This window comes from Acinetobacter sp. 102 (genome assembly GCF_037028485.1).
GTDB classification, from domain to species: Bacteria; Pseudomonadota; Gammaproteobacteria; order Pseudomonadales; family Moraxellaceae; genus Acinetobacter; species Acinetobacter higginsii.
Genome location: NZ_JAZEZK010000004.1, coordinates 197,259 through 222,078, shown reverse-complemented (window position 1 = coordinate 222,078; position 24,820 = coordinate 197,259). Strand labels below are relative to the sequence as shown.

The 24,820-nt window shown below is 40.9% G+C and carries 27 protein-coding genes and 1 pseudogene; 6 read left to right on the top strand and 22 right to left on the bottom strand.

The window, feature by feature from the left end; translation table 11 throughout:
- Nucleotides 1-232: 232 nt before the first annotated feature.
- Nucleotides 233-1,501, top strand: a complete 1,269-nt coding sequence (gene rho / locus WA352_RS05935) for a transcription termination factor Rho (RefSeq protein ID WP_004804496.1) — start codon at nt 233-235, stop codon at nt 1,499-1,501.
- Nucleotides 1,502-1,888: 387 nt separating this feature from the next.
- Complete coding sequence (locus WA352_RS05930) at nt 1,889-2,158, top strand: hypothetical protein (protein ID WP_005207085.1); 270 nt, start codon at nt 1,889-1,891, stop codon at nt 2,156-2,158.
- Between the two features lie 97 nt (nt 2,159-2,255).
- On the opposite strand, the gene WA352_RS05925 is transcribed toward WA352_RS05930, so the two are convergent.
- The 3 genes from WA352_RS05925 to pheS are packed head-to-tail and all read right to left on the bottom strand — an operon-like array spanning nt 2,256 to nt 5,944.
- Nucleotides 2,256-2,552, bottom strand: a complete 297-nt coding sequence (locus tag WA352_RS05925) for an integration host factor subunit alpha (RefSeq protein WP_000126166.1) — start codon at nt 2,550-2,552, stop codon at nt 2,256-2,258.
- Nucleotides 2,549-4,930: a phenylalanine--tRNA ligase subunit beta gene (pheT, locus tag WA352_RS05920; protein ID WP_033134673.1), complete on the bottom strand. Its 2,382-nt coding sequence runs from the start codon at nt 4,928-4,930 to the stop codon at nt 2,549-2,551. The genes WA352_RS05925 and pheT overlap by 4 nt, the downstream gene beginning before the upstream one ends.
- Before the next feature lie 33 nt (nt 4,931-4,963).
- Nucleotides 4,964-5,944 carry a phenylalanine--tRNA ligase subunit alpha gene (pheS, locus tag WA352_RS05915; RefSeq protein ID WP_005146537.1) on the bottom strand — a complete coding sequence of 327 codons (981 nt, stop codon included), beginning with the start codon at nt 5,942-5,944 and terminating at the stop codon, nt 4,964-4,966.
- A 230-nt stretch (nt 5,945-6,174) separates the two neighbouring features.
- Between pheS and WA352_RS05910 the strand changes: the two genes are divergently transcribed.
- Nucleotides 6,175-7,176, top strand: a complete 1,002-nt coding sequence (locus tag WA352_RS05910; protein WP_033134674.1) for a hypothetical protein — start codon at nt 6,175-6,177, stop codon at nt 7,174-7,176.
- A gap of 56 nt (nt 7,177-7,232) precedes the next feature.
- Here the strand turns inward: WA352_RS05910 and WA352_RS05905 are convergent, their stop codons facing one another.
- On the bottom strand, nt 7,233-7,430 hold the full coding sequence (locus WA352_RS05905) for a hypothetical protein (protein WP_004655648.1): 198 nt from the start codon (nt 7,428-7,430) through the stop codon (nt 7,233-7,235).
- A 105-nt stretch (nt 7,431-7,535) separates the two neighbouring features.
- Entirely contained in the window at nt 7,536-7,913 is a 378-nt protein-coding gene (locus WA352_RS05900) for a hypothetical protein (protein ID WP_005207082.1), read from the bottom strand.
- Nucleotides 7,914-7,965: 52 nt separating this feature from the next.
- On the opposite strand from WA352_RS05900, the gene WA352_RS05895 reads away from it, so the two are divergent.
- Nucleotides 7,966-9,135: a hypothetical protein gene (locus WA352_RS05895; RefSeq protein WP_005207080.1), complete on the top strand. Its 1,170-nt coding sequence runs from the start codon at nt 7,966-7,968 to the stop codon at nt 9,133-9,135.
- A 24-nt stretch (nt 9,136-9,159) separates the two neighbouring features.
- Here WA352_RS05895 and WA352_RS05890 read toward each other — a convergent pair whose 3' ends face one another.
- The 3 genes from WA352_RS05890 to rpmI form a co-directional block, all read right to left on the bottom strand.
- Complete coding sequence (locus WA352_RS05890; RefSeq protein WP_004804485.1) at nt 9,160-9,711, bottom strand: NADAR family protein; 552 nt, start codon at nt 9,709-9,711, stop codon at nt 9,160-9,162.
- A gap of 92 nt (nt 9,712-9,803) precedes the next feature.
- The gene (gene rplT / locus WA352_RS05885) at nt 9,804-10,163 is read right to left on the bottom strand and encodes a 50S ribosomal protein L20 (protein ID WP_004664213.1); all 360 of its coding nucleotides are present in this window, start codon (nt 10,161-10,163) and stop codon (nt 9,804-9,806) included.
- A gap of 11 nt (nt 10,164-10,174) precedes the next feature.
- The gene (gene rpmI / locus WA352_RS05880; protein ID WP_004804484.1) at nt 10,175-10,369 is read right to left on the bottom strand and encodes a 50S ribosomal protein L35; all 195 of its coding nucleotides are present in this window, start codon (nt 10,367-10,369) and stop codon (nt 10,175-10,177) included.
- 237 nt (nt 10,370-10,606) lie between these two features.
- On the opposite strand from rpmI, the gene WA352_RS05875 reads away from it, so the two are divergent.
- Nucleotides 10,607-11,860, top strand: coding sequence for an MFS transporter (locus WA352_RS05875; RefSeq protein WP_005207075.1), 1,254 nt, complete (start codon nt 10,607-10,609; stop codon nt 11,858-11,860).
- 34 nt (nt 11,861-11,894) lie between these two features.
- Here WA352_RS05875 and WA352_RS05870 read toward each other — a convergent pair whose 3' ends face one another.
- The 7 genes and pseudogenes from WA352_RS05870 to thrS all read right to left on the bottom strand — a co-directional run bounded on the left by WA352_RS05870 (nt 11,895) and on the right by thrS (nt 17,516).
- On the bottom strand, nt 11,895-12,320 hold the full coding sequence (locus WA352_RS05870) for a YqaA family protein (RefSeq protein ID WP_005207073.1): 426 nt from the start codon (nt 12,318-12,320) through the stop codon (nt 11,895-11,897).
- 64 nt (nt 12,321-12,384) lie between these two features.
- Nucleotides 12,385-13,235: pseudogene (locus WA352_RS05865) on the bottom strand (arylamine N-acetyltransferase family protein).
- A gap of 120 nt (nt 13,236-13,355) precedes the next feature.
- Nucleotides 13,356-13,799, bottom strand: coding sequence for a hypothetical protein (locus WA352_RS05860; protein ID WP_033133841.1), 444 nt, complete (start codon nt 13,797-13,799; stop codon nt 13,356-13,358).
- Entirely contained in the window at nt 13,796-14,416 is a 621-nt protein-coding gene (locus WA352_RS05855) for a glutathione S-transferase N-terminal domain-containing protein (protein ID WP_004804476.1), read from the bottom strand. Before WA352_RS05855 ends, WA352_RS05860 begins: the two co-directional genes overlap by 4 nt.
- Before the next feature lie 128 nt (nt 14,417-14,544).
- Complete coding sequence (locus WA352_RS05850; protein WP_033133840.1) at nt 14,545-14,865, bottom strand: DUF7709 family protein; 321 nt, start codon at nt 14,863-14,865, stop codon at nt 14,545-14,547.
- Nucleotides 14,866-15,036: 171 nt separating this feature from the next.
- Nucleotides 15,037-15,588, bottom strand: coding sequence for a translation initiation factor IF-3 (gene infC / locus WA352_RS05845; RefSeq protein ID WP_081400781.1), 552 nt, complete (start codon nt 15,586-15,588; stop codon nt 15,037-15,039).
- A gap of 5 nt (nt 15,589-15,593) precedes the next feature.
- A complete protein-coding gene (gene thrS / locus WA352_RS05840; RefSeq protein WP_005184776.1) occupies nt 15,594-17,516 on the bottom strand; it encodes a threonine--tRNA ligase in 1,923 nt (640 codons plus the stop codon).
- A 264-nt stretch (nt 17,517-17,780) separates the two neighbouring features.
- Here thrS and WA352_RS05835 point away from each other — a divergent pair, with 264 nt between their 5' ends.
- Entirely contained in the window at nt 17,781-19,427 is a 1,647-nt protein-coding gene (locus WA352_RS05835; protein ID WP_033133839.1) for an acyl-CoA synthetase, read from the top strand.
- Between the two features lie 38 nt (nt 19,428-19,465).
- Here WA352_RS05835 and yjgA read toward each other — a convergent pair whose 3' ends face one another.
- The 7 genes from yjgA to pcnB are packed head-to-tail and all read right to left on the bottom strand — an operon-like array spanning nt 19,466 to nt 24,780.
- Nucleotides 19,466-20,002, bottom strand: a complete 537-nt coding sequence (gene yjgA / locus WA352_RS05830) for a ribosome biogenesis factor YjgA (protein WP_005207061.1) — start codon at nt 20,000-20,002, stop codon at nt 19,466-19,468.
- A 2-nt stretch (nt 20,003-20,004) separates the two neighbouring features.
- The gene (locus WA352_RS05825) at nt 20,005-20,274 is read right to left on the bottom strand and encodes an HPr family phosphocarrier protein (protein WP_004804467.1); all 270 of its coding nucleotides are present in this window, start codon (nt 20,272-20,274) and stop codon (nt 20,005-20,007) included.
- Nucleotides 20,271-21,122, bottom strand: coding sequence for an RNase adapter RapZ (gene rapZ / locus WA352_RS05820; protein ID WP_004804464.1), 852 nt, complete (start codon nt 21,120-21,122; stop codon nt 20,271-20,273). The genes WA352_RS05825 and rapZ overlap by 4 nt, the downstream gene beginning before the upstream one ends.
- A gap of 20 nt (nt 21,123-21,142) precedes the next feature.
- Entirely contained in the window at nt 21,143-21,988 is an 846-nt protein-coding gene (panC, locus tag WA352_RS05815; RefSeq protein WP_004804463.1) for a pantoate--beta-alanine ligase, read from the bottom strand.
- Between the two features lie 3 nt (nt 21,989-21,991).
- A complete protein-coding gene (gene panB, locus WA352_RS05810; protein ID WP_004655682.1) occupies nt 21,992-22,801 on the bottom strand; it encodes a 3-methyl-2-oxobutanoate hydroxymethyltransferase in 810 nt (269 codons plus the stop codon).
- 39 nt (nt 22,802-22,840) lie between these two features.
- Nucleotides 22,841-23,329 (bottom strand): 2-amino-4-hydroxy-6-hydroxymethyldihydropteridine diphosphokinase, encoded by a 489-nt coding sequence (gene folK, locus WA352_RS05805; protein ID WP_004804461.1) that lies wholly within the window; start codon nt 23,327-23,329, stop codon nt 22,841-22,843.
- A complete protein-coding gene (pcnB, locus tag WA352_RS05800) occupies nt 23,326-24,780 on the bottom strand; it encodes a polynucleotide adenylyltransferase PcnB (protein WP_005207055.1) in 1,455 nt (484 codons plus the stop codon). The genes folK and pcnB overlap by 4 nt, the downstream gene beginning before the upstream one ends.
- Nucleotides 24,781-24,820 lie beyond the last annotated feature (40 nt).

Sequence of the window (24,820 nt, the reverse complement as noted above, 5' to 3'; positions counted from 1 at the left end):
TCTGGATCAAGAAGCTTTGAATGGAATCTACTTCATTGCGCTTCTTACAAGACAAAACATAAGATCGCCGCTCGGCAATAACAATTGTTTTCACATTTCTCTCTGAAACAATGAACCAGACTACTGAATCGTGGTTGTGTAAATACAATTACCTCAGCATGTATGTATGCGGTCGATTTTTTATTCTTTCCCTAACGTAGTCCTCCACTTATTCCATTCTGTCTGACCACTTATGAACTTAACTGAACTCAAGAAAAAACCCATTGGCGAACTCATTAAAATTGCGGAGTTTATGGGCCTTGAAGGCATGGCACGTAACCGTAAACAAGATATTATTTTTGCCATTTTAAAACGCCACGCCATGAACGGCGAAGAAATCTTTGGTGATGGTGTTCTCGAAATTCTTTCTGATGGTTTTGGCTTCTTACGCTCTGCTGCTGGCTCATATCTAGCAGGACCAGATGACATTTATGTCAGCCCATCACAAATTCGCCGCTTTAATTTACGTACCGGTGATACGATTACTGGCACAATTCGTCCACCGAAAGAAGGTGAACGTTATTTTGCTTTATTAAAAGTAAACCAAATTAACTACGATACGCCTGAAAACTCACGTAATAAAATTCTATTTGAAAACCTTACCCCATTATTCCCAACTGAACAGTTGGTGATGGAATTGGGTAACGGTACAACAGAAGACTTAACCTCTCGTGTTGTCGATCTTGTCGCGCCAATTGGTAAAGGTCAACGTTCTATTATTGTTGCGCCGCCAAAAGCGGGTAAAACAATGTTATTACAAACCATTGCGCAATCGATTGTCCGTAATAATCCAGAAGTTTTCTTAATTGTACTTCTAATTGACGAACGTCCTGAAGAAGTCACCGAAATGGAACGTACTGTTCGTGGTGAAGTGATTGCATCTACATTTGATGAAGCACCTGCCCGTCACGTTCAAGTTGCTGAAATGGTGATCGAGAAAGCGAAACGTCTAGTTGAACACAAAAAAGATGTTGTGATTCTCCTTGACTCGATTACTCGTCTTGCACGTGCTTACAATACTGTAGTGCCTTCATCAGGCAAGGTATTGACTGGTGGTGTAGACGCACATGCTTTAGAACGTCCAAAACGTTTCTTCGGTGCTGCACGTAATATTGAAGAAGGTGGTTCACTCACCATTATTTCTACTGCTTTGATTGAAACTGGCAGTAAAATGGATGATGTGATCTATGAAGAGTTTAAAGGTACAGGTAACCAAGAGATTACCCTTGATCGTCGTATTGCAGAGAAACGTGTATTCCCTGCAATGAATATCAAGAAATCTGGTACTCGTCGTGAAGAACGCCTCATGAGCGAAGAGAATCTTCGTAAAGTTTGGATTCTACGCAAGTTATTACATCCGATGGATGAGCTTGCGGCGATGGAATTCTTATTAGATCGTATGAAAGAAACCAAAACCAATGATGACTTCTTCGATCAAATGAAACGAAAGGCATCGACTTAAAGTCCAAAGAAAAAGCTACCTTAATGGTAGCTTTTTTTATTTGGTTGACACGCTTACAGAATATTTACACATTCTTCTAAAAATCATGAAAATAAACAATCTATTGATTTATAAGTTTATATTTAAAAATTGATATTATTTTTTTTCAATTTACCGATTCAAATCATATAACCCATAGTTATTTTCTATCAAAAAATAGCCAAATTCTGCCCATTTTTGTCGTTTTGTTGGACAGAACAGTAGTAATTCATGAATTGCTTTGATAGGATAGCTACAGACCAGTTAGGCTGCTCCCTGCGTTGTTACCTAAAGCGTTTAGGAATAATAAAAGCACAAACAGACTAGCTCAGGTTTTTTTTAATCTCACAATTTTATGAGAGTGATGCCATGTTATTCAAAAAATTCGCTGTTGTTGCTGCTATTGCTACTACTTTAGCTTTCGTTGGTTGCTCTAAGAAAGAAGAAGCGCCAGCTACTGACGCTACTGCTGCTGCTTCTGAAGCTGTAGAAGCTGCTTCTGAAGCTGTAGAAGCTGTTGATGCTGCTGCTTCTGAAGCTGTTGCTACTACTGAAGCTGCTGCTTCTGACGTTGCTGCTGCTGCTTCTGACGTTGCTGCTACTGAAGCTGCTCCTGCTGAAGCTTCTGCTGCTCAATAATCTAGTTTTAGATTATCGAAAAAAAAGAGAACCTTACGGTTCTCTTTTTTTATGCCTAACATTTCTATAAATAAAAGATTGGCATAAAAAAAGCAGATCAATCGATCTGCTCATTCCCAACGCGCTGTCTAAATTTCTGACCCGCTCTGAACGTGACCACTCGACGTGCAGAAATTGGAATTTCCTCACCTGTCTTTGGATTACGTCCCGGACGTTCACGTTTATCACGTAACTCGAAATTACCGAAGCCAGAAAGTTTGACTTGTTCGCCAGCAATTAATGCTTGGCTAATTTCGTCAAAAAATAACTCGACCATTTGTTTTGCTTCGCGGCGATTTAAGCTAGTAAGCTCACTTAAATGGTCCGCCATATCTGCTTTTGTTAATGCTGTCATGAGGCCCTCAATGTCGCTTGGTAAGTGTCTTCCAACACTTGAATAATGTTATCCATACCAGATTTAATTTCAGCATCTTCAAGCGTACGAGTTGGATGTTGCCATAACACTGCAAAAGCTAAAGAGCGCTTGCCTTGTTCAACCCCTTGGCCCGTATACACATCGAACAACCATGCTGAGTCGAGTAACTCACCACCAGTCTGCTCAATTAACCGCTGAATATCTCTTACCTCAATATTATCAGAGATTAAAAGCGCAATATCACGTCTAACCGATGGAAAACGTGATAATTCTGTAAAATTAGATACATAAGATTGCAAAACTGCCTGTTGATCCAGCTCTGCGACCCAAGTTATACCCAAATCGAGTTCATTTTCCAATGATGGATGTAGACGACCTAAATAACCAATCGATTGTCCATCCACCAAAATTTCTGCCGATTGGCCAGGATGCAACCATGCACGCTCTGTACGAACAAAGTCAGCACCAATACGACCAGCAGCTAAAATCTCTTCAATCTCACCTTTGAAATCAAAGAAATCCATTGATTGAGGTTTTGCATGCCACGATTCTGGTACACGAGCACCAACCGCAATCAATGCTAAAGTTGGGATCTGTTTTAGATCATGAATATTTTGCGCACCCTGATAATCAAAACGTAGGCCCAACTCAAAGAAACGTACACGCTGCTGTTGACGGTTTAAGTTGTACTGTACACACGGAATTAAGCTAGACAACAAAGTACTACGCATTGCAGCCAAATCACTTGAAATAGGATTGGCAAGCATCAGTGGCTGTACATCTGGATTTAATTGCTTCTCAAGTTTTGCATCGGCAAAGCTAAAGCTAATTGCTTCTTGATAGCCCAATGTCACCGCAGTTTGACGTAATTGTGCAATTTCAAAACGGTCTTGGTACTTTTCCAGTTTTACATCAATTTTTGGCAAACTAATTTGAATGTTGTCATAACCGTGAATACGGGCAACTTCTTCAATTAAATCTTGATAGATTGCCATATCATAACGATGCGATGGTGGAACAACACGCCACTCACCTTCAGCTTTGCTTTCAACCACACAGCCCAAACGCGTCAAAGCATCGGCAATAAAATCACCAGCCACAGCATAACCGAGTAATTGATCAACTTGTGCTTGCTTCAATACAATTGCTTCGCGCTTTGGAAGCAATTCTGCCTGTTCAGCAACAGTCACTGGACCAAACTCACCACCAGCAAAGGCTTGAATAAGCTCAGAAGCACGGTGCATAGCAATCATTGGCAATTCAAAATCCACACCGCGTTCATAACGTTGTGATGAATCGGTATGTAAACCAAAACGACGCGCACGACCTGCAATCGCTAAAGGTGCAAAGAATGCACTTTCAAGGAAGATGTCTTGGGTATCATCAGTTACCGATGAATCTAGCCCCCCCATAATTCCCGCAATCGCTAAAACCTTTTGATCATCTGCAATGACCATCATGTCATCTTGCAATTCAACTTCTTGATCATTGAGTAACGTCAACTTTTCTTGTGACTGCGCTTGGCGGACTTGAATCGAACCTTCAATTTTTGCCAAGTCAAATGCATGCATTGGTTGGCCCAATTCAAGCAACACATAGTTAGTAATATCCACCAAAATGCTATGAGTACGAATACCTGAACGTGCAAGAGCTTGCTCCATCCACTCAGGAGTTGCCGCTTTGACATTCACATTTTTGATAATACGACCCAAATAACGTGGTGTACCTTCCGTGCTAATCGTTACCGCTTTCTCATCAGCAATATTTGCTGCAATGGCCTGAATCTTCGGCTCATTCACTTCAAGCTGGTTAATCACCGCAATTTCACGTGCAATACCGCGAATACTAAAGCAGTCGCCACGGTTTGGTGTGATACTTATATCAATCACATTGTCATCAAGTTTTAAATATTCACGAATATTCATTCCCACTGGTGCATCAGCAGGCAACTCTAACAAACCATCAATTTTGTCTTCTAAATCAATTTCAGATGCACCACACAGCATACCTTGTGATTCAACACCACGGAGCTTGCCTTTTTTAATTTTGAAATCGCCTGGCAGTACGGCACCGATCGTTGCAACAGGAGCTTTCATGCCCACACGAACATTTGGCGCACCACAGACAATCTGTAAGGCTTCACCTGAACCAATATTAATCGTGGTCACACGTAAACGATCTGCATCTGGATGTTGTTCAACCGTAAGGACTTCACCAACAACTACACCGGTAAATGGTTTTGCAACAGGCGCTAACTCATCAACTTCCAAGCCCAACATGGTCAATTGATCAGAAAGTGCTTCGCTATCAATTGCAGGGTTCACCCACGTGCGTAACCAATTTTCACTAATTTTCATTTGTATAAACCTTATTTAATCCTGAAAAAATGTTTAGGCAAACTGGCGTAAAAAACGCACATCATTTTGGTAGAACATACGCAAATCATTGATGCCATAACGCAACATTGCAAAACGCTCTACCCCTAAACCAAAAGCAAAGCCTTTGTATTTATCAGGATCAATCCCTGCAGCACGCAGTACATTTGGGTGCACCATGCCACAACCTAAAACTTCTAACCAACGACCACGCTCATCCATAATATCTACTTCAGCGCTTGGCTCAGTAAATGGGAAATAAGATGGACGGAAACGTACTTTCAAATCTTTTTCAAAGAATTCATTTAACAGGTTAATCAATAAACCTTTTAATTCAGCAAAGCTGGTATTTTCTGCAACGTATAAGCCTTCGATCTGATGGAACATTGGCGAATGCGTTTGATCCGAGTCACAACGATATACACGACCTGGACACACGATGCGAATTGGCGGCTGACTGGTTTCCATGGTACGAATTTGTACACCCGAGGTATGGGTACGAAGCAAATGCGTTGCATCAAAATAGAAGGTGTCATGCATAGCACGAGCTGGATGATGACCCGGAATGTTTAAGGCTTCAAAGTTATGATAATCATCTTCAACTTCAGGACCATACGCAATTTGGAAACCAGCTTTGGTAAAGAACTGGCAAATACGCTCTTGTACCTGAGTTACAGGATGAATACTTCCCATACGCTGACCGCGACCAGGTAAAGTAATATCAATGGTTTCACTTGCCAATTTTTTTGCAAGCTCAGCTTGTTGTAATGTTTGTTGACGCTCAGTCAAAGCTGTATTGATTGCTTCACGAACAGCATGAATCGCAGCACCTTGTACTTTGCGTTCTTCAGGATCCATTTTTCCAAGTGCTTTCGACTGCTCTGCAAGCTGGCTTTTTTTCCCTGTAAATTGCACACGGACTTGATCGAGTGCAGCAAGGTCTTGAGCCGCTGCAATGGCAGCAAGCGCTTCAGTGGTCAGGGCTTCCAGTGACATAGTAACTCTCAAAGCAACAAAATATAGAAATATAATAAAACGCTATAGTTTATCAGCTTTTTACCTATTTAATGAAGATAAACGACTGTTTAAATAGAGTACTTTTTCAGTTTTAATTTAAAGATAAAACAACAAGAATATGAAGCAGATGGCTTAAATTTTCGTAAAAATTAATCAATAATTGAATAAAATGTATAAGATACCGATATCGTCAATGAGAAAGAATAACGATGGCGCTTGATCAAATCTGGAAACAACAGCTTACACTTGTGACTTATGGCAATGAGTTTCTTGCAGGTGAACTCAATTTTAGTCGTTGGATTGAACATCCGATTTTCAATCAGAATCGACTGATCTTTAGGGATTTACTCTCCCAGCACCTGTTGGCACAACATTTCCAGATTTGGCTTGAAGGCTTAAAAAAACAAGGGGTTAAAAAACTCAGCCTACATTTATCCAGCGTACTCAATGATGAGCAAAATCCAAATGCCAATGTAGAGTTGCTTCCCTTCGCACATTTTATTGTGAGCCATCAAGGCAATAAAAAAACCGCATGGATTTGTGGACATGAACTGGCTGAATGGGATAACACTGATCAAACCTTTAATATACCGACACCCCAACAAACAACACTCCGCCAAGAAGTGTTTTGGCGTTATGAGTTGAATGATAAATTCGCTAAAAAAATTGATACTGACTTACAAAAAGTGAATTGGAATCAGGTGGCCATTTTTTTGGAAAAAGAACTGTTCGATAGTAAATATGCAGAACATTTTTCTGAGCCAGAACAACAGGACCTCCCTTTCTATGGCTATGAATTTGATTCGATCAGTACACCAAACCAGCAACTCGCATTGATTCCAACTGATTATCCCGCTGATTGTGCACATCGCCTGTTATATCGTACTCAAGCTTTGGCTGATTATTTGGAGCAACAAAGACAACATCCTTATCATGCGACAGGTGAATTGATCAGTCATGAAGAACAAATCAATTTGCGTAATTTCGCCCAGAAGACCGATGATTTATTTGCAAAATTAATTGTGAAAACAGCAAATCATTACCAAACGGCCCAATTCACAGCAGAAGAGCCTGAAATTATTGATCGAACGATGGAAATCCCACATCAACTAGATAAAGCCCAACAGCATAAAGTTGGCACATCAGGTGTTATCAAACTGATTATCCTAACTGTAATTATCTGTCTGCTTGCTTATTATTTTGGTCTGTAACAACACCATGCATAAAAAAACCTAGATCACACCATCTAGGTTTTTCTTTTATCGTTTTAGAAGGTGGGGCGAATTCTGATAATCACTTTATGCCCGCCATCATGCTGATTAACAATGTGATGCACATTTTCAATTTCACCTTCAACTTCAGCATCTGGCCCATAAAAAATTCGGATGGTTTCACCCTTTCTAGGCACAATACTCAGTTCTGTTTCAAATGCACCTTGCTGTAACCCTTCTACACTCACTAACATATTTTTATCCTGACGCTGTTTTCTTTACTGTAAAAAGATTTCAGCGTAAAAGTCTAATCGAACATGTTTGGGTTATGTAATCATTAAATAAATCAATAGATTATCTTACTCATCATAATCTAAATCATCTTCATCCATATTGAGGAAATCAGGTTCAGGGGTTTGTTCAAATTGCACGGCGAGAATATCTGTGTATTGAAGTAAACTGGCTTTAGCGACGCGATGCATTCCATCCATCACACGCCCTTGTGCACATAAGATAATTGGATAACTCAGATCAGCATCTTGAATCAGTTGAAAGTGCTCAATGATTTGTTGTGTTGTTGGATATTGATCTGGAAACCAATAGGCTTCGTTTAGCTCTTGAATATCAGCCAGTAAAATTTTCTTAGGCATCAAGTTTTTCGTCAACTCAAGTAAATGATGAACATCCCAGATATAGAGATCTTGTCCAATATTGCGAAAATGGTATTGTTTTCTCATTACTTTTTGATCACTCTATCTCTAATTCAAAATGATTATAATAGGAAGAAGAGTGTATCTCCATTTACCAAGAATTTACCGTCAAATCGCATTAGTCAGTTATGGAAATGAATTTTTAACTGGCGGCGTAGATTCCGAGCTTTTAGACCGCCACCCTTTACTCTTCACCCACTTTCCTATTTTACGAAATATTGAGCAAGGTAATTTACTGGCAGGCTCTGCTTCACATTTTTTAAGTTTTCTGAAATCACAAGGTCTAGAAAAAATCAGTTTACATTCGGCATCCAATCTCTCAAATTATTTGAACGAATCGAAACTTTTTAATTTCACCCAAAGTGATAGTGACTTTTGTATTGTCTGCCATTTTCCTCAACAACAGTTAAAAGCACTGATCCATTGTGAAGAAAAATCACTTTGGCAAAGCTATGATAACGATGGATACCCATTATACTCAGACTATAACAATTACCATGACAGCGTTGAAAACTATGTGTTGATCGATCTTCCTGTCGTGGCTATTTCCAGTATTGCTGAAGATTTAAAACCTATCTCTTGGCAAAGCTTTTTCAATGAATACCAAGAAAAAATCTATCATTTTGCAGTGGCTCGACGCTTTGGAAGTTACCCTATTCCGTTGACTGATAATAATTGCTATGAAGGCGATATGTATCAAATTGAAGAACAGTTCCCTGTACTCCCCTATAATCTGAAAAAGAATTATGCCAGTATTTTAATGCTCAATGCTGCTCGCTTAAAAAGTCAGTTTGATAATGAATCTCATATCAAAAATGACAATGGTGATTACTGGCACATGTCTGAAACTGAAAAACTAGAATTTGATACTGCACGTAATACACTCGAAGAATTCCACGTCCTTATCTTTAAATATACGGCCAACCAATATCAGAACTCAAATATCAGTGACTACCATGATCAACACAATGCTTTTAAATTTCATCCTAAATCTATAGATTCTATCGATTTTTCAAAAAACACTCTCCCATTAGCAGAGCATGAAACTTTTTCATTCACAGAACCTCAACCCCACTTTCATTGGTCAGGAATCATAAAATTTCTATGGTCCATGCTATGGTGTTATTGTGCGTTATGGACCTTAGCTTATTTCGCAGTTGATTGGGGTAATCTTTTTATTCTGGTTCTTGCTTTTATCTATGCCATATATAAAGTACTTAAAAAATTAGCCAATGAAAAAGACCACTAAAAAGCGGTCTTTTTCATTTTGTGCCTATAGCAACTGAGCACGCACCTGCATAAGTGCAAAACCAAGTAAATTTAATCCCTGCCATTGGCTCGGGTCTTGGATATGCTGGTGATCTTGTGCCATACCAATCCCCCAAATCTTATCAACCGGCGATGCTTCAACCAAAATACGATCATGCGTGGCAATCAAGAAATCTCTTAATTCAGGATGCTGTGAAAATTTGGCAAAGTTTGCCTGTACCACGATATCAAAGCGCTTTTCCTGCCACAATTGTTCGTCATAGTGCTGTATTTTTCGGCCTAGCTGTTTTGCTTCATTCGGATGTGTGACCTTCAAAATCTGATTAAATTTCTCATCATCGTTAAAGAGTTTTGCTTTCTGCGCCATCATATAATGTTCCGCTGTGAGATATTCAACACCCTCCTGTTTGAATGGCGATGGAAACCACTGGCTAAAACAGCTTTTGTCTACATGGTTGGTTTGCTTTGGAGTATGTCCCCAGAAATATAAATATTTAAATGGGCGACCTTGTTGGACTTGTTGAATTAAATCATTTAAAAATTGTTCGTCTTGCATCATCTATCTCTGATTATTATCTATTATTGAAAATCCAAGTCACTAAAAATAAAAAAGACCGCTAAAAAGCGGCCTTCTTTGAATCTCTAAGCTTATGCAGCTAATGCGCCTTTAGCTTTTTCAGCTAAAGCAGCAAATGCAACTGCATCATGCATAGCGATGTCAGCTAATACGCGACGGTCGATGATCACTTGAGCTTTTTTCAAGCCATCGATCATACGGCTGTATGACAAACCGTTAAGACGAGCACCAGCATTGATACGCGCAATCCATAAAGCACGGAATTGACGTTTCTTTTGACGGCGGTCACGGTAAGCGTATTGACCAGCTTTGATTACCGCTTGGAACGCTACGCGATAAACGCGTGAACGAGCACCATAGTAACCTTTAGCGCGAGCAAGAATTTTTTTGTGACGACGATGAGCCACTACACCACGTTTTACACGAGCCATTTATAATCTCCTTAGATGTATGGGCACATAGCACGAACTGATGCAACGTCACTTACGTGAACCATTACACAGCCGCGCAATTGACGGATACGCTTAGCAGATTTTTTGGTCAAAATGTGGCGTTTGAACGCTTGTTTACGCTTAAAGCCGTTTGCAGTCGCTTTGAAGCGTTTAGCTGCACCACGGCGAGTTTTCATCTTAGGCATAACAACCTCTTTTGAACACCTGTTCGGAACGTTTGCACCATTGCAAAAACGACCTGCAGGTAAGGGAGCCAGTATTCTAAAGCATAGCAAGCTAAAACGAAAGTAAAATGCTCATTTTTTGATAGTAAATCGTCTCTTTTCTATAAACGTTATTTTCTATAACCAATTCTCAAATTACGAGAAACATCCATAAAATTAACACCTATAATAAATACAAGCTCTTAAATTCAAAAGAATATGACTATACAAAATGATGCTTTCGCTGCATTACGGTACCGAGATTTCTCTATTGTGACCGTTAATCAATTCTGCTTAACACTGGCAATTTTGATTCAGGAAATTATCGTCGCCTATTCACTTTATCAAATCACCCGTGATCCACTCACCTTGGGTTTCATTGGTCTGGCAGAAGCGATTCCATTTATCACGCTGTCTTTATGGGGCGGTTATTTCGCCGACAAATTGAATAAACAGACCATTATGAAAATCTGCTTATTCTTTTCGATTCCATTACCTTTAATTCTCTGGACACTGTTTCATTTACACGGCTTAGAAAAAATTGGTATCAGCACGCTGTCTTGGGGTATCTATGCCGTGATTTTTGCTTTAGGGACCATTCGAGGTTTTTATAATCCATCGGCAACCTCACTTAAACCTTTTCTAATTCCGCGTGAACTGTATGCCAATGGTGCAACATGGACTACAATTGGATGGCAAAGTGGTGTGATCATCGGTCCTATGCTCGGTGGTTTTATGCTGGCATTTCTGGGACGTGAAACCAGCTTATTTGCTGTTACGGCTTTATTGGCCACCTGCTTCATCTTAATTACGCGTTTACAAAATCGTACTTTCCCTAAAATGGAAACGGAGAATGTACTACAAAGCCTGACTGATGGTTTCCGCTTTATCTGGAAAACTAAAATCGTTTTATGGGCAATCTCACTTGATCTAGTATCGGTTCTATTTGGTGGTGTGATTGCGTTATTGCCAATTTTCGCTGAGGAAATCCTAAAAGTCGGCCCTGAAGGTCTTGGCTATTTACGTGCCGCTCCATCTATTGGTGCTCTCATCACCATGATTGCACTCACCAAATTTCCTCCGATGCAACATGCATGGCGAAATATGTTATTAGCGGTAGCAGGTTTTGGTATTTTTACCATTCTGTTCGCCTTCTCAAATCATATGTGGCTTTCATTATTTGCCTTAGCCATGACCGGTGCTTGTGACAGTGTTTCAGTCGTGGTTCGTCAAACCATCTTGCAAATTTTCCCACCTGAAAATATGCGCGGTCGTGTCGCGGCAGTGAATGGGATGTTTGTTTCTTCAAGTAATGAACTGGGGGCTTTTGAATCAGGTCTCGCAGCCAAATACCTCGGCACAATCACGGCAACTATTCTTGGGGGTTGTATGACCCTTGCTGTAGTAAGTTACTGCTGGTTTAAAACCAATGACTTATTCAAAGTCGATATTACGAAAGGTTCGGATCACTAAATAAAAGGGAAAGAGCCCATCTTTCCCGTCCTCATTAAAAGAGCCCGATATATAAAGCATATAACGTTAAATAACGCCCACCTTTGGCGATGGTGACAATCAATAAAAATCGCCAAAAGTTCTCTTTCATCAACCCAGCAATCAAGGTAATGGGATCACCAATCACAGGAGTCCAACTTAGTAGTAAGGAATAAAAGCCATATTTATGATAAATCTGCTGTGCTTGTAACAACCGTTGTTCTGAAACAGGAAACCATTTCTTATCTTTAAAATGCTCAATTTTTAATCCAAGCCACCAATTCACACAGGAACCCAAGACATTGCCAATGGTCGCAACCAAGATGAGATAAAAAGGATTGGATAAACCTTGTATCAGCAAGGTCATTAATACCGCTTCAGACTGTAAAGGCAATAAGGTGGCAGCACCAAAGGCTGAGAGAAACAATAACAAATAAGACATCAAAACAAGGTTCTCTCAAACAGGCAGCCACACATCATCAAGAGCAGACCATATAACGTGAACGCTATGGATTCAAGGTTAATTTTGCCCAAGTCGCTTCAAGCATCTCCTGCGAAATATCAATCCGAAAGACTGCTTTAATCACACCCTCAAATTCATCCAAGGTGTTTAACTCTTTCTTGTCAGAGCTTTCTTTGCCATGTGTTCTTAAAACACGATCTTTTAAGGTTATTCGCATTTCTGCATTGGCAGTAGATAACATTAAATACTGGGTAAATAAGGATTCAGGCGAAGTCGAAATGTACCAGTTTGCAACTACAGCATCTGCATCTGCAATTTGTTGGTTGGGGTTAATCGAATAGACATTGATCCATTGATTATGAATACAGACTTGCAACATATAAGTCATTTCCGTCAGCACTGTCACATCTAAACCGCTCTGGGCAGCTTCAACAAATCTAAAAGGCTCTAACGGTGTCTGCTGTGTTTCACCTATATGCTCAAGTGATAAAACCGTGGTCGGGGTCATCCCCCAAATCCGGGATCATACAGAAACAATTGCTGATCAATACATACCAGTGTGACCAAATGAGTTCTCACCGGAGTACTGACAGGCGAACTTTGATAATAGACTCGACCGAGTACGTTATATGCCTTATAACCCAGTTCAGTTAAAACAATTCTGGTTAGGGTACTGTGTTCTAAACAATAGCCTTCACGATTTTCAATTAATAATTTTTGCGCAAGTGGGTCTGACGCTAATGAAACCTCCTCTCCTAAAAAAGAGGATAAATTACCAAAAGGAATAGCTTGTACATGAAGACTTAATAGGCTTTTTAGATTGGCCAAAGTTGGAGAGAAATCTCCTTCAAAACCAAGCTTTTTTAAATAAAGGGCTGATTTTTTTGCTTGCATGATGCTTTATCTTTTTTGAACTTAAAGCATCGTAGCCTGAACATGCATAGACTAGATGAAAAATTACACAATTATAAAATAGTCAGGCTTACATGCCCGAAATCATAGCGTTTGCAAAGATTAATTTTTGGTTTTCGCTTTTTTAGACCGAATAGAAAAATACATAACTGAAAAAACGAATGGAAAAAGGAATGCGATCCAAAATGTAAGATCAGACTTAACCATTTTTTGGTACCACGTCAGCTGCATTTCACCTGCAGAGACTGCTGCCCAGTCAATAGACACAGTAAGGTCAAGATAAATGTATAACAATAGATATACACTTAAAAATCCAACAAACACCCCTGAACTAAAATACGAGTTTCCAGTTTCAAGCTGCAACCACGCAAATAAAGATGAAAAAATTAAACTGAGACTTCCTATAAAGGCTAGAACAATAAACCAGAAAATATCAATTCCAAGAAAATACTGCATGAGGCTGCATGAAATTGCCGTAAGCAACAACAATCCCATCGCAATCGCCCAATGCTTTAAGTAGCAGTGTCGTCCAATACCTTGATTCATCCAACTTTGATCGACAAGGCTTTTTGTATTGCAGGGCGAGCTGTTAAGCGTTCAATATAATCTTGCACATACGGATAGTCTTCAAGTTGAATGCCCTGCCATTCGTAACGCAATGCCCAAGGTAAGATCGCCATATCCGCAATCGAGTATTCGCCTGCTACAAACTTTTGACCAATCAACTGTTTGTTTAAGACACTATACAAACGCTTGGTTTCATTGACATAACGATCAATCGCATAAGGAATACGTTCAGAGGCAAACTTATTGAAGTGGTGATTTTGCCCAAGCATTGGACCAAATCCCCCCATTTGCCACATCAACCATTGTTCAACCTCGACTCGCTCTTGCTCATCGGTCGGATAGAACAAACCTGTTTTTCGACCTAAATATTGTAGGATCGCACCCGACTCAAATACTGAAATCGGTTCACCTCTTGGACCATTTTGATCGACAATTGCTGGAATTTTATTATTGGGAGAGATTTTTAAAAAATCAGGCTGGAACTGATCATTTTCCAAAATATTGATTGGAAAAATCTGATATTCGAGCCCCATTTCTTCTAAGGCGATTGTTATTTTATGGCCATTGGGTGTACCCCAATAATATAAGTCAATCATTTTATATTGTCCTATTCATCGTTATCTTGACTGTTGTTGCGTTATAGCACACTTCCTACTTATTGATCAGTAGACAAGCACGAAAAGAAACAATAAAGCGGTGTTTTCAAAGACAATGTTGCAAAGATTTAAGCTTGATTATCCAAGAATTCTTTGGCTTTCTCTCCAACGAATTTACGACCAGCATTACTGCCATTGATCCACTCTTCCACAGAGAACAAATCAAACATCCCGACTTTAAATAAGGTGGGCACCGCTAAAATCAGTTCATCTTCAACCGTACCTCGAACGCCTGCATTATATAAATTAATATTGTGCAGCATGGTCGCGACGGTACCGGTTTGTACTCGACTACCATCTTTGAGTTTAACTTGAGGCAGAACTTCGCCTTCTTGCACCACTTTTTGATTAATTTCAGAGAGTTGTTGAGTACCAGTAATTGTAGACATATCTTATTCCTATTTTTAAATAGTGTAATTATCAACAAACCCTATCATAGCTTGTTTTCATCTGTTCCAATGATGCTGAGAATTTTTTTAACAGATTTATCTCGAATTAGGTTATACATTTTTAGGCATAAAAAAGCACCGCTGAGAGCGGTGCTTTTTTTATAAGAAAAATTACTTTTTCTTTTTCGGACCAATTAACATGCCCATTTGACGACCTTCCATCTTCGGCGCTTGTTCAATCACGCCAAATTCAGCAACGTCTGCTTCAATTTTTTGCAATTGAGCCAAACCAAGCTGTTGATGTGCCATCTCACGACCACGGAATCGCAAAGTGATTTTTACCTTATTCCCTTCTTCAAGGAAACGTAAAATTGCACGCAATTTAATTTGGTAATCACCTACATCCGTTGCAGGACGTAATTTGATTTCTTTCACTTGCACTTGATGCTGTTTTTTCTTCGCATCTTTTTGCTTTTGCTTTAAGTCAAATAAGTGCTTGTTGTAGTCCATGATTTTACAAACAGGTGGTTCTGCATTCGCCACAATCTCAACAAGGTCAAGATTAGCTTCTTCTGCAGCACGCAATGCTTCATTTAATGAAACAACACCTTTTTGTTCTCCATCTGCAGCGACGAGGCGTACTTCTTTCGCACGGATCTCATCGTTAATTGCAGGACGGTTACTTTTAGCACCTTGTTGTTGGTTACGGTCAGGCTGTTTAATCTTTATTACTCCACGATATACCGGCCACGTTCGGCAACGGCAGATTTCACTAAGTCAATAAATGCATCTACTGACATAGTACCTAAATTTTTTCCTGAGCGAGTACGCACATTGACTGTACCTTCTTCAACTTCTCGATCACCGAGAACAAGAAGGTAAGGAATACGCTCTAGGGTACGCTCACGAATCTTAAATCCGATCTTTTCATTTCTCAAGTCAGAAATAGCACGAAGACCATTTTCTTTGAGTTTTGCGACCACTTGCTCACTTGCTTCCGCTTGTGAATCCGTAATATTCATGACACAAGCTTGGATTGGTGTAAGCCATGGTGGCATGAAGCCCGCATAGTGTTCAATTAGTATACCAATAAAACGCTCGAAACTGCCAAGAATTGCACGATGAAGCATGACTGGTTGATCACGATCATTGTCTTCAGTGACATAAGATGCATCTAAACGGATTGGTAAGTTGAAGTCACACTGGATTGTACCGCATTGCCAGATACGGCCTAAGCAGTCTTTCAATGAGAATTCAATTTTCGGACCGTAGAATGCGCCTTCACCTGGTTGTAAGTCCCAAGCCAAGCCAGCATCATCTAAAGCATCTGCTAAAGATTTTTCAGCCAAGTCCCAAAGTGCATCATCACCCACACGCTTTTCTGGACGTGTAGACAATTTCATTTGCACTTCTTCAAAACCGAAGTCTTTATACACATCCAAAGTCAGCTTAATAAAGTCTGCAACTTCTTTACCAATCTGTTCTTTGGTACAGAAGATATGGGCATCGTCTTGAGTAAAACCACGAACACGCATAATGCCGTGCAAAGAACCTGATGGCTCATTACGATGACAAGAACCAAATTCAGCTAGGCGAATTGGTAAATCACGGTAAGATTTCAAACCTTGGTTAAAGACCTGTACGTGACATGGGCAGTTCATTGGCTTGACTGCATAGTTACGACTTTCAGAGTGAGTCGTAAACATATTTTCAGCATAGTTTGCCGCATGCCCAGACTTTTCCCAAAGCGTAAAGTCTACGATTTGCGGTGTCTTAATTTCTTGGTAACCATTGTCTTGCTGAACTTTACGCATGTATTGTTCAAGCACTTGGTAAATCGTCCAACCGTTCGGATGCCAGAACACCATACCCGGTGCTTCTTCTTGCATATGGAACAAGTCTAATGCCTTACCAATTTTACGATGGTCACGCTTTTCAGCTTCTTCAATACGTTTGATATAAGCAGCTAACTGTTTTTTATCAGCCCAAGCAGTACCATAAATACGTTGTAGCTGTTCATTCTTCGCATCACCACGCCAGTAAGCACCAGAGATTTTAGTGAGTTTGAATGATTTTAAGAATTTAGTGTTAGGTACGTGTGGACCACGGCACATATCTAAATAGTCTTGATGGTAGTACAAGCCCATTTGAGTTTCATTTGGCATGTCTGCAATCAAGCGTAACTTGTATTCTTCACCGCGTGCTGTGAATTCAGCGATCACATCTTCACGTGGTGTCATCTTTTTGATGACGTCATAATCTTGGTCGATGAGCTTTTTCATGCGCTCTTCAACTGCAGCCATATCATCCAAAGTAAATGGACGTGGCATCCAGATGTCGTAGTAGAAACCTTCTTCGATCACAGGACCGATCACCATTTTCGCTTCTGGGAACAATTGCTTAACAGCATGTCCGACCAAGTGCGCACATGAGTGACGAATGATTTCTAAACCTTCTTCATCTTTAGGGGTAATAATCTGAACTGTCGCATCTTCTGTGATTAAATCACAAGCATCCACCAAGCGATCATTGATACGGCCAGCAACAGTATTCTTTGCAAGACCTGGACCAATGCTCTGAGCAAGTTCCATCACAGAAATCGGATGATCAAACTGTTTCTGATCACCATTTGGTAAAGTAATGATTGGCATAATAAAATCCTTAAGGAGTGATGCCCTATACGAAGGAGCATATCACCGCGAGATTATGTATTGAGGCAAGCCTCAAAAAATAAAAAACGGCGGATAAAAAAGTATCGAAGATTTTACACGGGTTTAGCTATGGATGAAACCTCTGAACCAGAAAAACCCGAGATCAGTTCAGATTCATCTCCGACTAAAGCCTAAATGATTTAGACTCGATGACAGTCTAGGTTAATACCAATAAATGAAAAAAACGGAAATGGAGCAAGACACATGGTAAGTGCATATGACGAACTACCCAGAAATCCAGCAAATTTTGTTGCTTTATCACCCTTACGCTACTTGGAACGGGCTGCTTATATTTATCCCAATCAAGCTGCAATTATCCATGGCCAACGCCAAATCACATGGCAACAGACTTATCAGCGCTGCCGTCAGTTTGCGCATCAGCTCCGTCATTTAGGTATCCAAAAGAACGATACAGTTTCAGTGCTATTGCCTAATATCCCTGCCATGATTGAAGCACATTTTGCAGTGCCGATGGCTGGCGCAGTTCTGAATACCTTGAATACCCGTCTCGATGCCAAGACCATTGCATTTATGCTGGAACATGCTGAAGCTAAAGTGCTATTGGTCGATCCTGAATTTCGTCAGGTTGCAGAAGAAGCACTCAAGCTTGTTCCACAGGACATTATTGTGATTGATGTCTTTGATACTGAGTTTGATGGTGAACAAATTGCAATTGGTCAATTTGAATATGAAGCATGGATAGCACAAGGTGATCCTGCCTTTGAATGGTTACTGCCTCAAGATGAATGGGATGCAATTAGTCTGAGTTATACCTCAGGTACCACAGGCAATCCTAAAGGTGTGGTCTATCATCATCGTGGTGCTTATCTGAATGCCGCAAGTAATATTTTGGCCTGTGGTATGAAACCTCGTGCTGTATACCTTTGGACCTTACCTCTGTTTCATTGCAATGGCTGGTGCTTTGCTTGGTCAATTGCAGCCAGTGGCGGTACTAATATTTGTCTGCGTCGTGTCGATCCGGCATTAATTTTCAAATACATTGCAGCATACAAAGTAGATTATTTCTGTGGCGCACCAATTGTATTGTCCATGCTCATCAACACGCCAAGCGAACAGAAAACGGCTTTTGAGCATGATGTTGAAGTTATGGTGGCAGGTGCTGCACCACCTGTAGCAATCATTGAGGGGATGCGCAATATCGGTATTAACGTCAATCATGTTTATGGTTTGACTGAAACCTACGGTCCTTCTGCCTTATGTGCTTCACAGGCTGGCTGGAGCGATTTATCCATTCAGGAGCAAGCACAACTCCACTCTCGTCAAGGCGTGCCTTATCCTTTGCAAGACAGCATGCGTGTGCTTGATCCAGACACCATGCAACCGGTACCCAATGATGGAAAAACCATGGGTGAAATCATGTTCCGTGGCAATATCGTGATGAAAGGTTATTTGAAAAATGCCCAAGCCACAGAAGAAGCATTTAAAGGTGGCTGGTTTCACACAGGTGATTTAGCTGTGAGTCATCCTGATGGTTATGCCAAAATTACGGACCGCTCGAAAGATATTATTATTTCAGGTGGAGAAAATATTTCCTCGCTCGAAGTTGAAGATGTGCTTTATCGCCACCCTGCTGTGCTCACTGCCGCAGTGGTAGCCAAACCTGATCAACGCTGGCAAGAAGTGCCGTGTGCTTTTATTGAACTCAAACAAGGAGCATCCGCATCGGCTGAGGAAATCATTGCCCATTGTCAAAAAGAACTCGCTCGATTTAAAGTCCCAAAAGATGTGGTGATTACTGAGATCCCCAAAACTTCGACAGGGAAATTACAGAAATTTATTTTAAGAGAATGGGCAAAGGAACGGGCGGCAGATAGCTCAGTAAACTCATAATCAAAAAAGAAGTTTCCTTGGAAACTTCTTTTTTAGTTTTAACCTTGTTCAGATAACAAAGCAACTTGTTGTACGTAATTCACAAATTTAAGCTTAGATGCTGCAAGGTCTTCTTCACTCACTTGCTGCTTCATATCACGGTGAATGCGCAAGACATGCTGACGCAAGGTATGGCGTTCAGATGCATTAAACACCTTACTAAACTCATTGATCACTGGATCACCTTGGTCAATCATACGGTCAACCCAACGCATTAATTGCATTTGTTTTTTAGCACCTTGCTGCGGTGTTAAATAAGATAAAATGATGGTTTCATCTTCATTTCGCAATAATTTACCGATACGTAAAAATTGACGACGGCGTGCTTCATGCGCACTAATATTTTGTATTTCAAGTAAAGCATCAATGAGACGCTCATCAACTGGAAGTTTCTGAATCTGTTTTTTATTCAGTTGAGCCAATTGCTCACCCAAAGCTGCCATTCGCTGCACAGCTTTTTTTTGCTCAGTTCTACTCGCACGTCCTTCTAATGACTCAAAATCTTCATCGGTATAACGTTGGGTACCACGTGCCACTATTACTCTGCCTCGTAAAATTTTGCTGCGAACAGCGTTTGAATTTCTTCCAGTGCCTTATCTTCATCAGCACCTTCAATCACCAATCTTAATGTAGTGCCTTTACCCGCACCTAACATCAACAATGACATAATATTTTTTGCATCAACTAATTTATCGCCTTTACCAATTTGGATAGAAGAACGAAACTTGGTCGTCACTTCAATTAGTTTACCAGATGCGCGAGCATGTAAGCCGAGTTTATTAATTACATCAATTGTTGTGTCTATCATGACCAGTGCTTCATTTCTCTATGTAAGATTTGGACAGCCCATTTTGCCTCAAGGGCTTGTTTGAGTCTATCTACGATATAAACCGAACGATGTTGCCCGCCTGTACATCCCACAGAAATGGTCATGTAATGGCGATGCCCTTCTGCAAAAGCAGGCAACCACTTGTCTAGAAAAGTATAAATATCTTCAAACATCTCATTGGTTTGTTGACTACCTTCTAAAAAGCGGCGTACAGGCTCATCTAAACCTGAAAAACGGCGTAATTCTAAATCCCAATGCGGATTTGGTAAATGTCGTACGTCAAAAACATAATCTGCGTCTAACGGAATACCATGCTTATAACCAAAGGACTGTAAAATGACGATTAAATTATCTGACTGCCCAAGCTTAGACAATAAAATATGTTTTAAATCATGAACACTTTTATCCGTTGTATCAATATGCACCGTGGAACGGAATTGTATCGGAATGAGCAATTGCTTCTCTTCCTGAATACATTGCAACAGACTATTAAAGCGACTGGCCAGAGGATGTGGTCGACGTGATGCACTAAAGCGCGCAATCAAGTCCTGATCCTGTGTGGTTAGATAAATAATATCAACCGTGCCGTGCCGTTGTAACTGCTGAAACACATGATCAAACTCTTGCATATCCGCACGGGTACTTCGGATATCGACGCCTAATGCGAGTTGCTCCAGATTATTTTCATGATCAAGTTTTGCCACAATTTCAGGCAATAACGCCAAAGGTAAATTATCTATACAATAATAGCCCAAGTCTTCAAGCACTTGCAGTGCAGATGATTTTCCTGAACCGGATTGACCTGTAACGATAAGAATACGCTTCATGGCGTTTTGCCCTTCATTTTTTATGTTTTAAAGTCGATTTGTAGGTTATCAATCAACCGTGTTGAACCAAGCTTGGCTGCAATAAATAACACCAAGTTTTGGTCAAATTGTTGAATCGGTTGCAAGTTGGTTTGTCGAGCTTCCACATAATCCACAACAAAACCCACTTGTGTCAATTGAGCAGAGATATTTTCTAACACTTGTGACAAAGCTTGTCCTTCATGCAATTGCTGTTCAGCTTGTTTGAGCAGTTGGTAAATCGTCGGTGCAACAACACGTTGCTGTTCAGTCAAATACCCATTACGCGAGCTTAAAGCAAGACCATCTTCAGCACGGACAATCGGCACACCAATGACTTCTAATGGCATATTCAGGTCTTGTACCAACTGGCGAATCACCGCCAATTGCTGATAGTCCTTTTGACCAAAGAAAGCAAAATCAGGTTGGACGATATTGAACAGTTTGGTGACCACAACTGCAACGCCGTCAAAGTGACCTGGACGTGATTTCCCACACAGGTCATCGGTAATTTGACCCACACTAATATTGGTCAAACGTGGTTGAGTGCCATACATTTGCTCAACCGTTGGGGCAAAAATAATATCGCAACCAACATCTGCCAATAAACGGCTATCTTGCTCTAAAGTACGTGGATAGCTATCAAAATCCTCGCCTGCACCAAATTGAATTGGATTGACGAAAATACTCACCACCACCACATCACACAGTTTTTTTGCTTCACGCACCAAGGTCAAATGACCTTCGTGCAAGTTCCCCATGGTTGGCACAAAACCAATCAATTTTTTTGAACTGCGCGCAGGCGCAAGTGATGCAGTTAAGCCTTGTATTGTTGTTTCAGTTTTCATGAATTAAAGCTCAACTTGGAAAGTATGTTCCTTGGCTGGAAACGACTGGTCTTGCACTGCGGCATGGTACGATTTAAACGCATCAACAATCGCGGTTTCACCCGCTTGTTCTTTCATAAAGTTGCGCACAAAACGTGCTACGCGACCAAAGGTCAAACCGAGCATATCTTGTACCACCAAAACCTGACCATCAGTTTCATTGCCCGCGCCAATTCCGATCACAGGCGTATTCGGGAATAATTCAGCAATTTCTTTGCCCAATTGAGCTGGCACACACTCAAGTAATAAAACCGCAGCGCCTGCATCAACTACTGCTTGGCAATCTGCGATCAATTGATCTGCTGCTTCGCGTGTTCTTGCTTGTAGTTTATAGCCACCAAACACATGTACAGATTGTGGTGTTAAACCTAAATGGACACAGACAGGGATACCATTACGGGTTAATACCGTCACCAACTCGCTAAGCCAAGCCCCACCTTCAATCTTGACCATTTGTGCACCGACTTGCATTACAGTCTTGGCATTTTTCAAGCCATCTTCAAGCGTTGCATAGCTCATAAATGGTAGATCAGTCATGATTAAGGCATGCGCATTACCACGACGTACAGCTGCGGTATGGTAAGCCATATCTTCGACAGTGACAGGAAGTGTAGAGTCTCTGCCTTGAATCGCCATTCCTAGAGAGTCACCGATTAAAATCGTATCAATTTCAGCCAATTCCATAGCTTTAGCCATACTTGCATCATAGCAAGTAAGACATGAGAACTTGCGTCCTTCGGCTTTAAACTTTCTTAAGTCACTTAGACTAATCATGATGATGTCCTCTACAGGCGTTTCCAGAACGAAACAGTCTTAAGCAGTTGCCCAAGACTGGTCTGCTATTACAGTCAAGTTTGCTTGCTGCACCAGTTCTAAATCTTTTAATGAATGTCCATTTAATTGTAAATGAGCATCTAAATCTAATAAGGGAATAATCACAAAATCACGTTGCAAGAGCCCCATGTGCGGCACGGTCAAACGTTCATTTTGGATCTGCGCTTGACCGTAGATTAATAAATCCAGATCAAGGGTCCGCTCTCCCCAACGTCGTAACCGGACACGTCCCGACTCTTGCTCAAATTGTTGTAATTGATCAAGTAAAGCAAGTGGTGCTAGCGTGGTATCCAGTTGAACAACGGCATTTAAATAGTTGGGTTGATCTTGTGGTCCCATCGGCGGACTTTGATACAGTCGCGATACCTGTACAGCTCCCAAGGTCGCGAGCTTCGCAACAGCTTCACTCAAAATCTGCTGCGAATCGCCTAAGTTACTGCCTAGACCAATATAAGTACGAATGGTCATTGCGTTGGCCCAAAAACCACTTGGCTAAGATCACGTTGTACACGTTTACGCTTGAGGATCGGGTGATCGGCATTGATTTGACCTGAAGTCGAAGATGCTTTCTCAATAAAACGACTGGCCGATTCATCAGCTCTAACACGCTCTTTTTTGCCTCGACGACTTCTCGGCTCAGGTACATTGACTAAAGGCTCAATTTCAGTAGTCTTCGGCTCATCCACCTCAGCTGCTTTACGACGTGTCTTACTACGTTGACGGTTGTATTGACGAATCACAGCTTCTTTTTGGTCTGTGGTCATTTCTTGGTAGGCTTCCCACCAAACGCCCATACCTTCAGTACTGCTATCACCTGATTTTTCCCGCAACAGCAGGAAGTCAAAGCCTGCACGGAAACGCGCATGTCCAGCCAGTGCTTCGATTTGTTGTGGTTTTGGATTGAGCAAACGGGTTTGCATTTCCCAAACTTCACGAATAAAGGTTTCAGCAAAACGCGGAATGATGGTGCGCGTCGCTTGACGCTTCAACACATCCAAACCAGCTTGTGCACGCGCTTCCGCAGGCACAACCCCTTTGCTTAGATAGGCATCACAACGCTCTAGAAAGGGTTTCCACAACAATACAGCATAGAAAAATGCTGGATTAATGGTTTTACCAACTTGAATTCGCTGATCGGTATTCCGTGCTGCACGCTCAATAAAAGCGGTAAGATTCGGTGGAATTTCAGCAAAAAGCTGTTTCCAAACACCAAACTCAATCAACATCGGTAGAACACGGGTCAGATGTCCCATAGTGAATAGTTTTTGAGACTCATCATATAAACGATGTGGCGAGACATCACGCAACAATTGCGTCATCTCAGCATCAAAAACATCAAGAATGGATTGATCAATTTTAAAATTCAATTTTGCGGCAAAGCGCAAAGCACGCAGCATGCGTACAGGATCTTCTTCAAAACGCTGTGCAGGTTCACCAAGGAAACGTAAAGTACGTGTATTGATATCATCTACTGCATGGCAGAAATCAAGTACAACCCCTTTTCGTGGCTGGTAGTACAAGGTATTGATCGAAAAGTCTCGACGAGCAAAGTCTTGCTCAATCGTTCCCCAGTTATTATCACGAAGAATCATCCCAGATGCACTGGTGACTGCTTTTTTCGGCGGAGCACGGAATGTCGCAACTTCAATCAGTTCGCGACCAGAATAGACATGTGCTAACTCAAAACGTCGTCCGATAATCCGGCAACGTCGACCAAAAACCTCTTTGACTTGGGCTGGTGTAGCATTAGTAACCGCGTCAAAATCCTTTGGATTAAGACCTAACATCATGTCTCGAACACCACCACCCACAATATATGCCTCGTAGCCTGCTTTTGTCAGGCTATCAATCACATCTAGAATTGAGGAAGGGAGTTGAGTTGTGGACAAACCACATTTTGACGCACGCAAAGTTTGCAAAAGACACTGTCTCCTACGTCAGGACGTAAATAACAATTTG

Excerpts from the sequence above, each read along its gene's own strand:
- WA352_RS05925 (WP_000126166.1), bottom strand. The coding sequence starts at position 2,552 with ATGACAGCATTAACAAAAGCAGATATGGCGGACCATTTAAGTGAGCTT.
- WA352_RS05860 (WP_033133841.1), bottom strand. The coding sequence starts at position 13,799 with ATGAATCAAGGTATTGGACGACACTGCTACTTAAAGCATTGGGCGATT.
- folK (WP_004804461.1), bottom strand. The coding sequence starts at position 23,329 with ATGACCATTCGTACTTATATTGGTCTAGGCAGTAACTTAGGCGATTCG.
- rplT (WP_004664213.1), bottom strand. The coding sequence starts at position 10,163 with ATGGCTCGTGTAAAACGTGGTGTAGTGGCTCATCGTCGTCACAAAAAA.
- panB (WP_004655682.1), bottom strand. The coding sequence starts at position 22,801 with ATGATTAGTCTAAGTGACTTAAGAAAGTTTAAAGCCGAAGGACGCAAG.
- pheT (WP_033134673.1), bottom strand. The coding sequence starts at position 4,930 with ATGAAAATTAGTGAAAATTGGTTACGCACGTGGGTGAACCCTGCAATT.
- WA352_RS05930 (WP_005207085.1), top strand. The coding sequence starts at position 1,889 with ATGTTATTCAAAAAATTCGCTGTTGTTGCTGCTATTGCTACTACTTTA.
- WA352_RS05825 (WP_004804467.1), bottom strand. The coding sequence starts at position 20,274 with ATGATAGACACAACAATTGATGTAATTAATAAACTCGGCTTACATGCT.
- WA352_RS05855 (WP_004804476.1), bottom strand. The coding sequence starts at position 14,416 with ATGATTGACTTATATTATTGGGGTACACCCAATGGCCATAAAATAACA.
- rpmI (WP_004804484.1), bottom strand. The coding sequence starts at position 10,369 with ATGCCTAAGATGAAAACTCGCCGTGGTGCAGCTAAACGCTTCAAAGCG.
- WA352_RS05910 (WP_033134674.1), top strand. The coding sequence starts at position 6,175 with ATGGCGCTTGATCAAATCTGGAAACAACAGCTTACACTTGTGACTTAT.
- rho (WP_004804496.1), top strand. The coding sequence starts at position 233 with ATGAACTTAACTGAACTCAAGAAAAAACCCATTGGCGAACTCATTAAA.
- pheS (WP_005146537.1), bottom strand. The coding sequence starts at position 5,944 with ATGTCACTGGAAGCCCTGACCACTGAAGCGCTTGCTGCCATTGCAGCG.
- WA352_RS05850 (WP_033133840.1), bottom strand. The coding sequence starts at position 14,865 with ATGTCTACAATTACTGGTACTCAACAACTCTCTGAAATTAATCAAAAA.
- WA352_RS05870 (WP_005207073.1), bottom strand. The coding sequence starts at position 12,320 with ATGTCTTATTTGTTATTGTTTCTCTCAGCCTTTGGTGCTGCCACCTTA.
- WA352_RS05900 (WP_005207082.1), bottom strand. The coding sequence starts at position 7,913 with ATGAGAAAACAATACCATTTTCGCAATATTGGACAAGATCTCTATATC.
- WA352_RS05890 (WP_004804485.1), bottom strand. The coding sequence starts at position 9,711 with ATGCAAGACGAACAATTTTTAAATGATTTAATTCAACAAGTCCAACAA.
- WA352_RS05905 (WP_004655648.1), bottom strand. The coding sequence starts at position 7,430 with ATGTTAGTGAGTGTAGAAGGGTTACAGCAAGGTGCATTTGAAACAGAA.
- WA352_RS05875 (WP_005207075.1), top strand. The coding sequence starts at position 10,607 with ATGACTATACAAAATGATGCTTTCGCTGCATTACGGTACCGAGATTTC.
- thrS (WP_005184776.1), bottom strand. The coding sequence starts at position 17,516 with ATGCCAATCATTACTTTACCAAATGGTGATCAGAAACAGTTTGATCAT.
- rapZ (WP_004804464.1), bottom strand. The coding sequence starts at position 21,122 with ATGAAGCGTATTCTTATCGTTACAGGTCAATCCGGTTCAGGAAAATCA.
- WA352_RS05835 (WP_033133839.1), top strand. The coding sequence starts at position 17,781 with ATGGTAAGTGCATATGACGAACTACCCAGAAATCCAGCAAATTTTGTT.
- panC (WP_004804463.1), bottom strand. The coding sequence starts at position 21,988 with ATGAAAACTGAAACAACAATACAAGGCTTAACTGCATCACTTGCGCCT.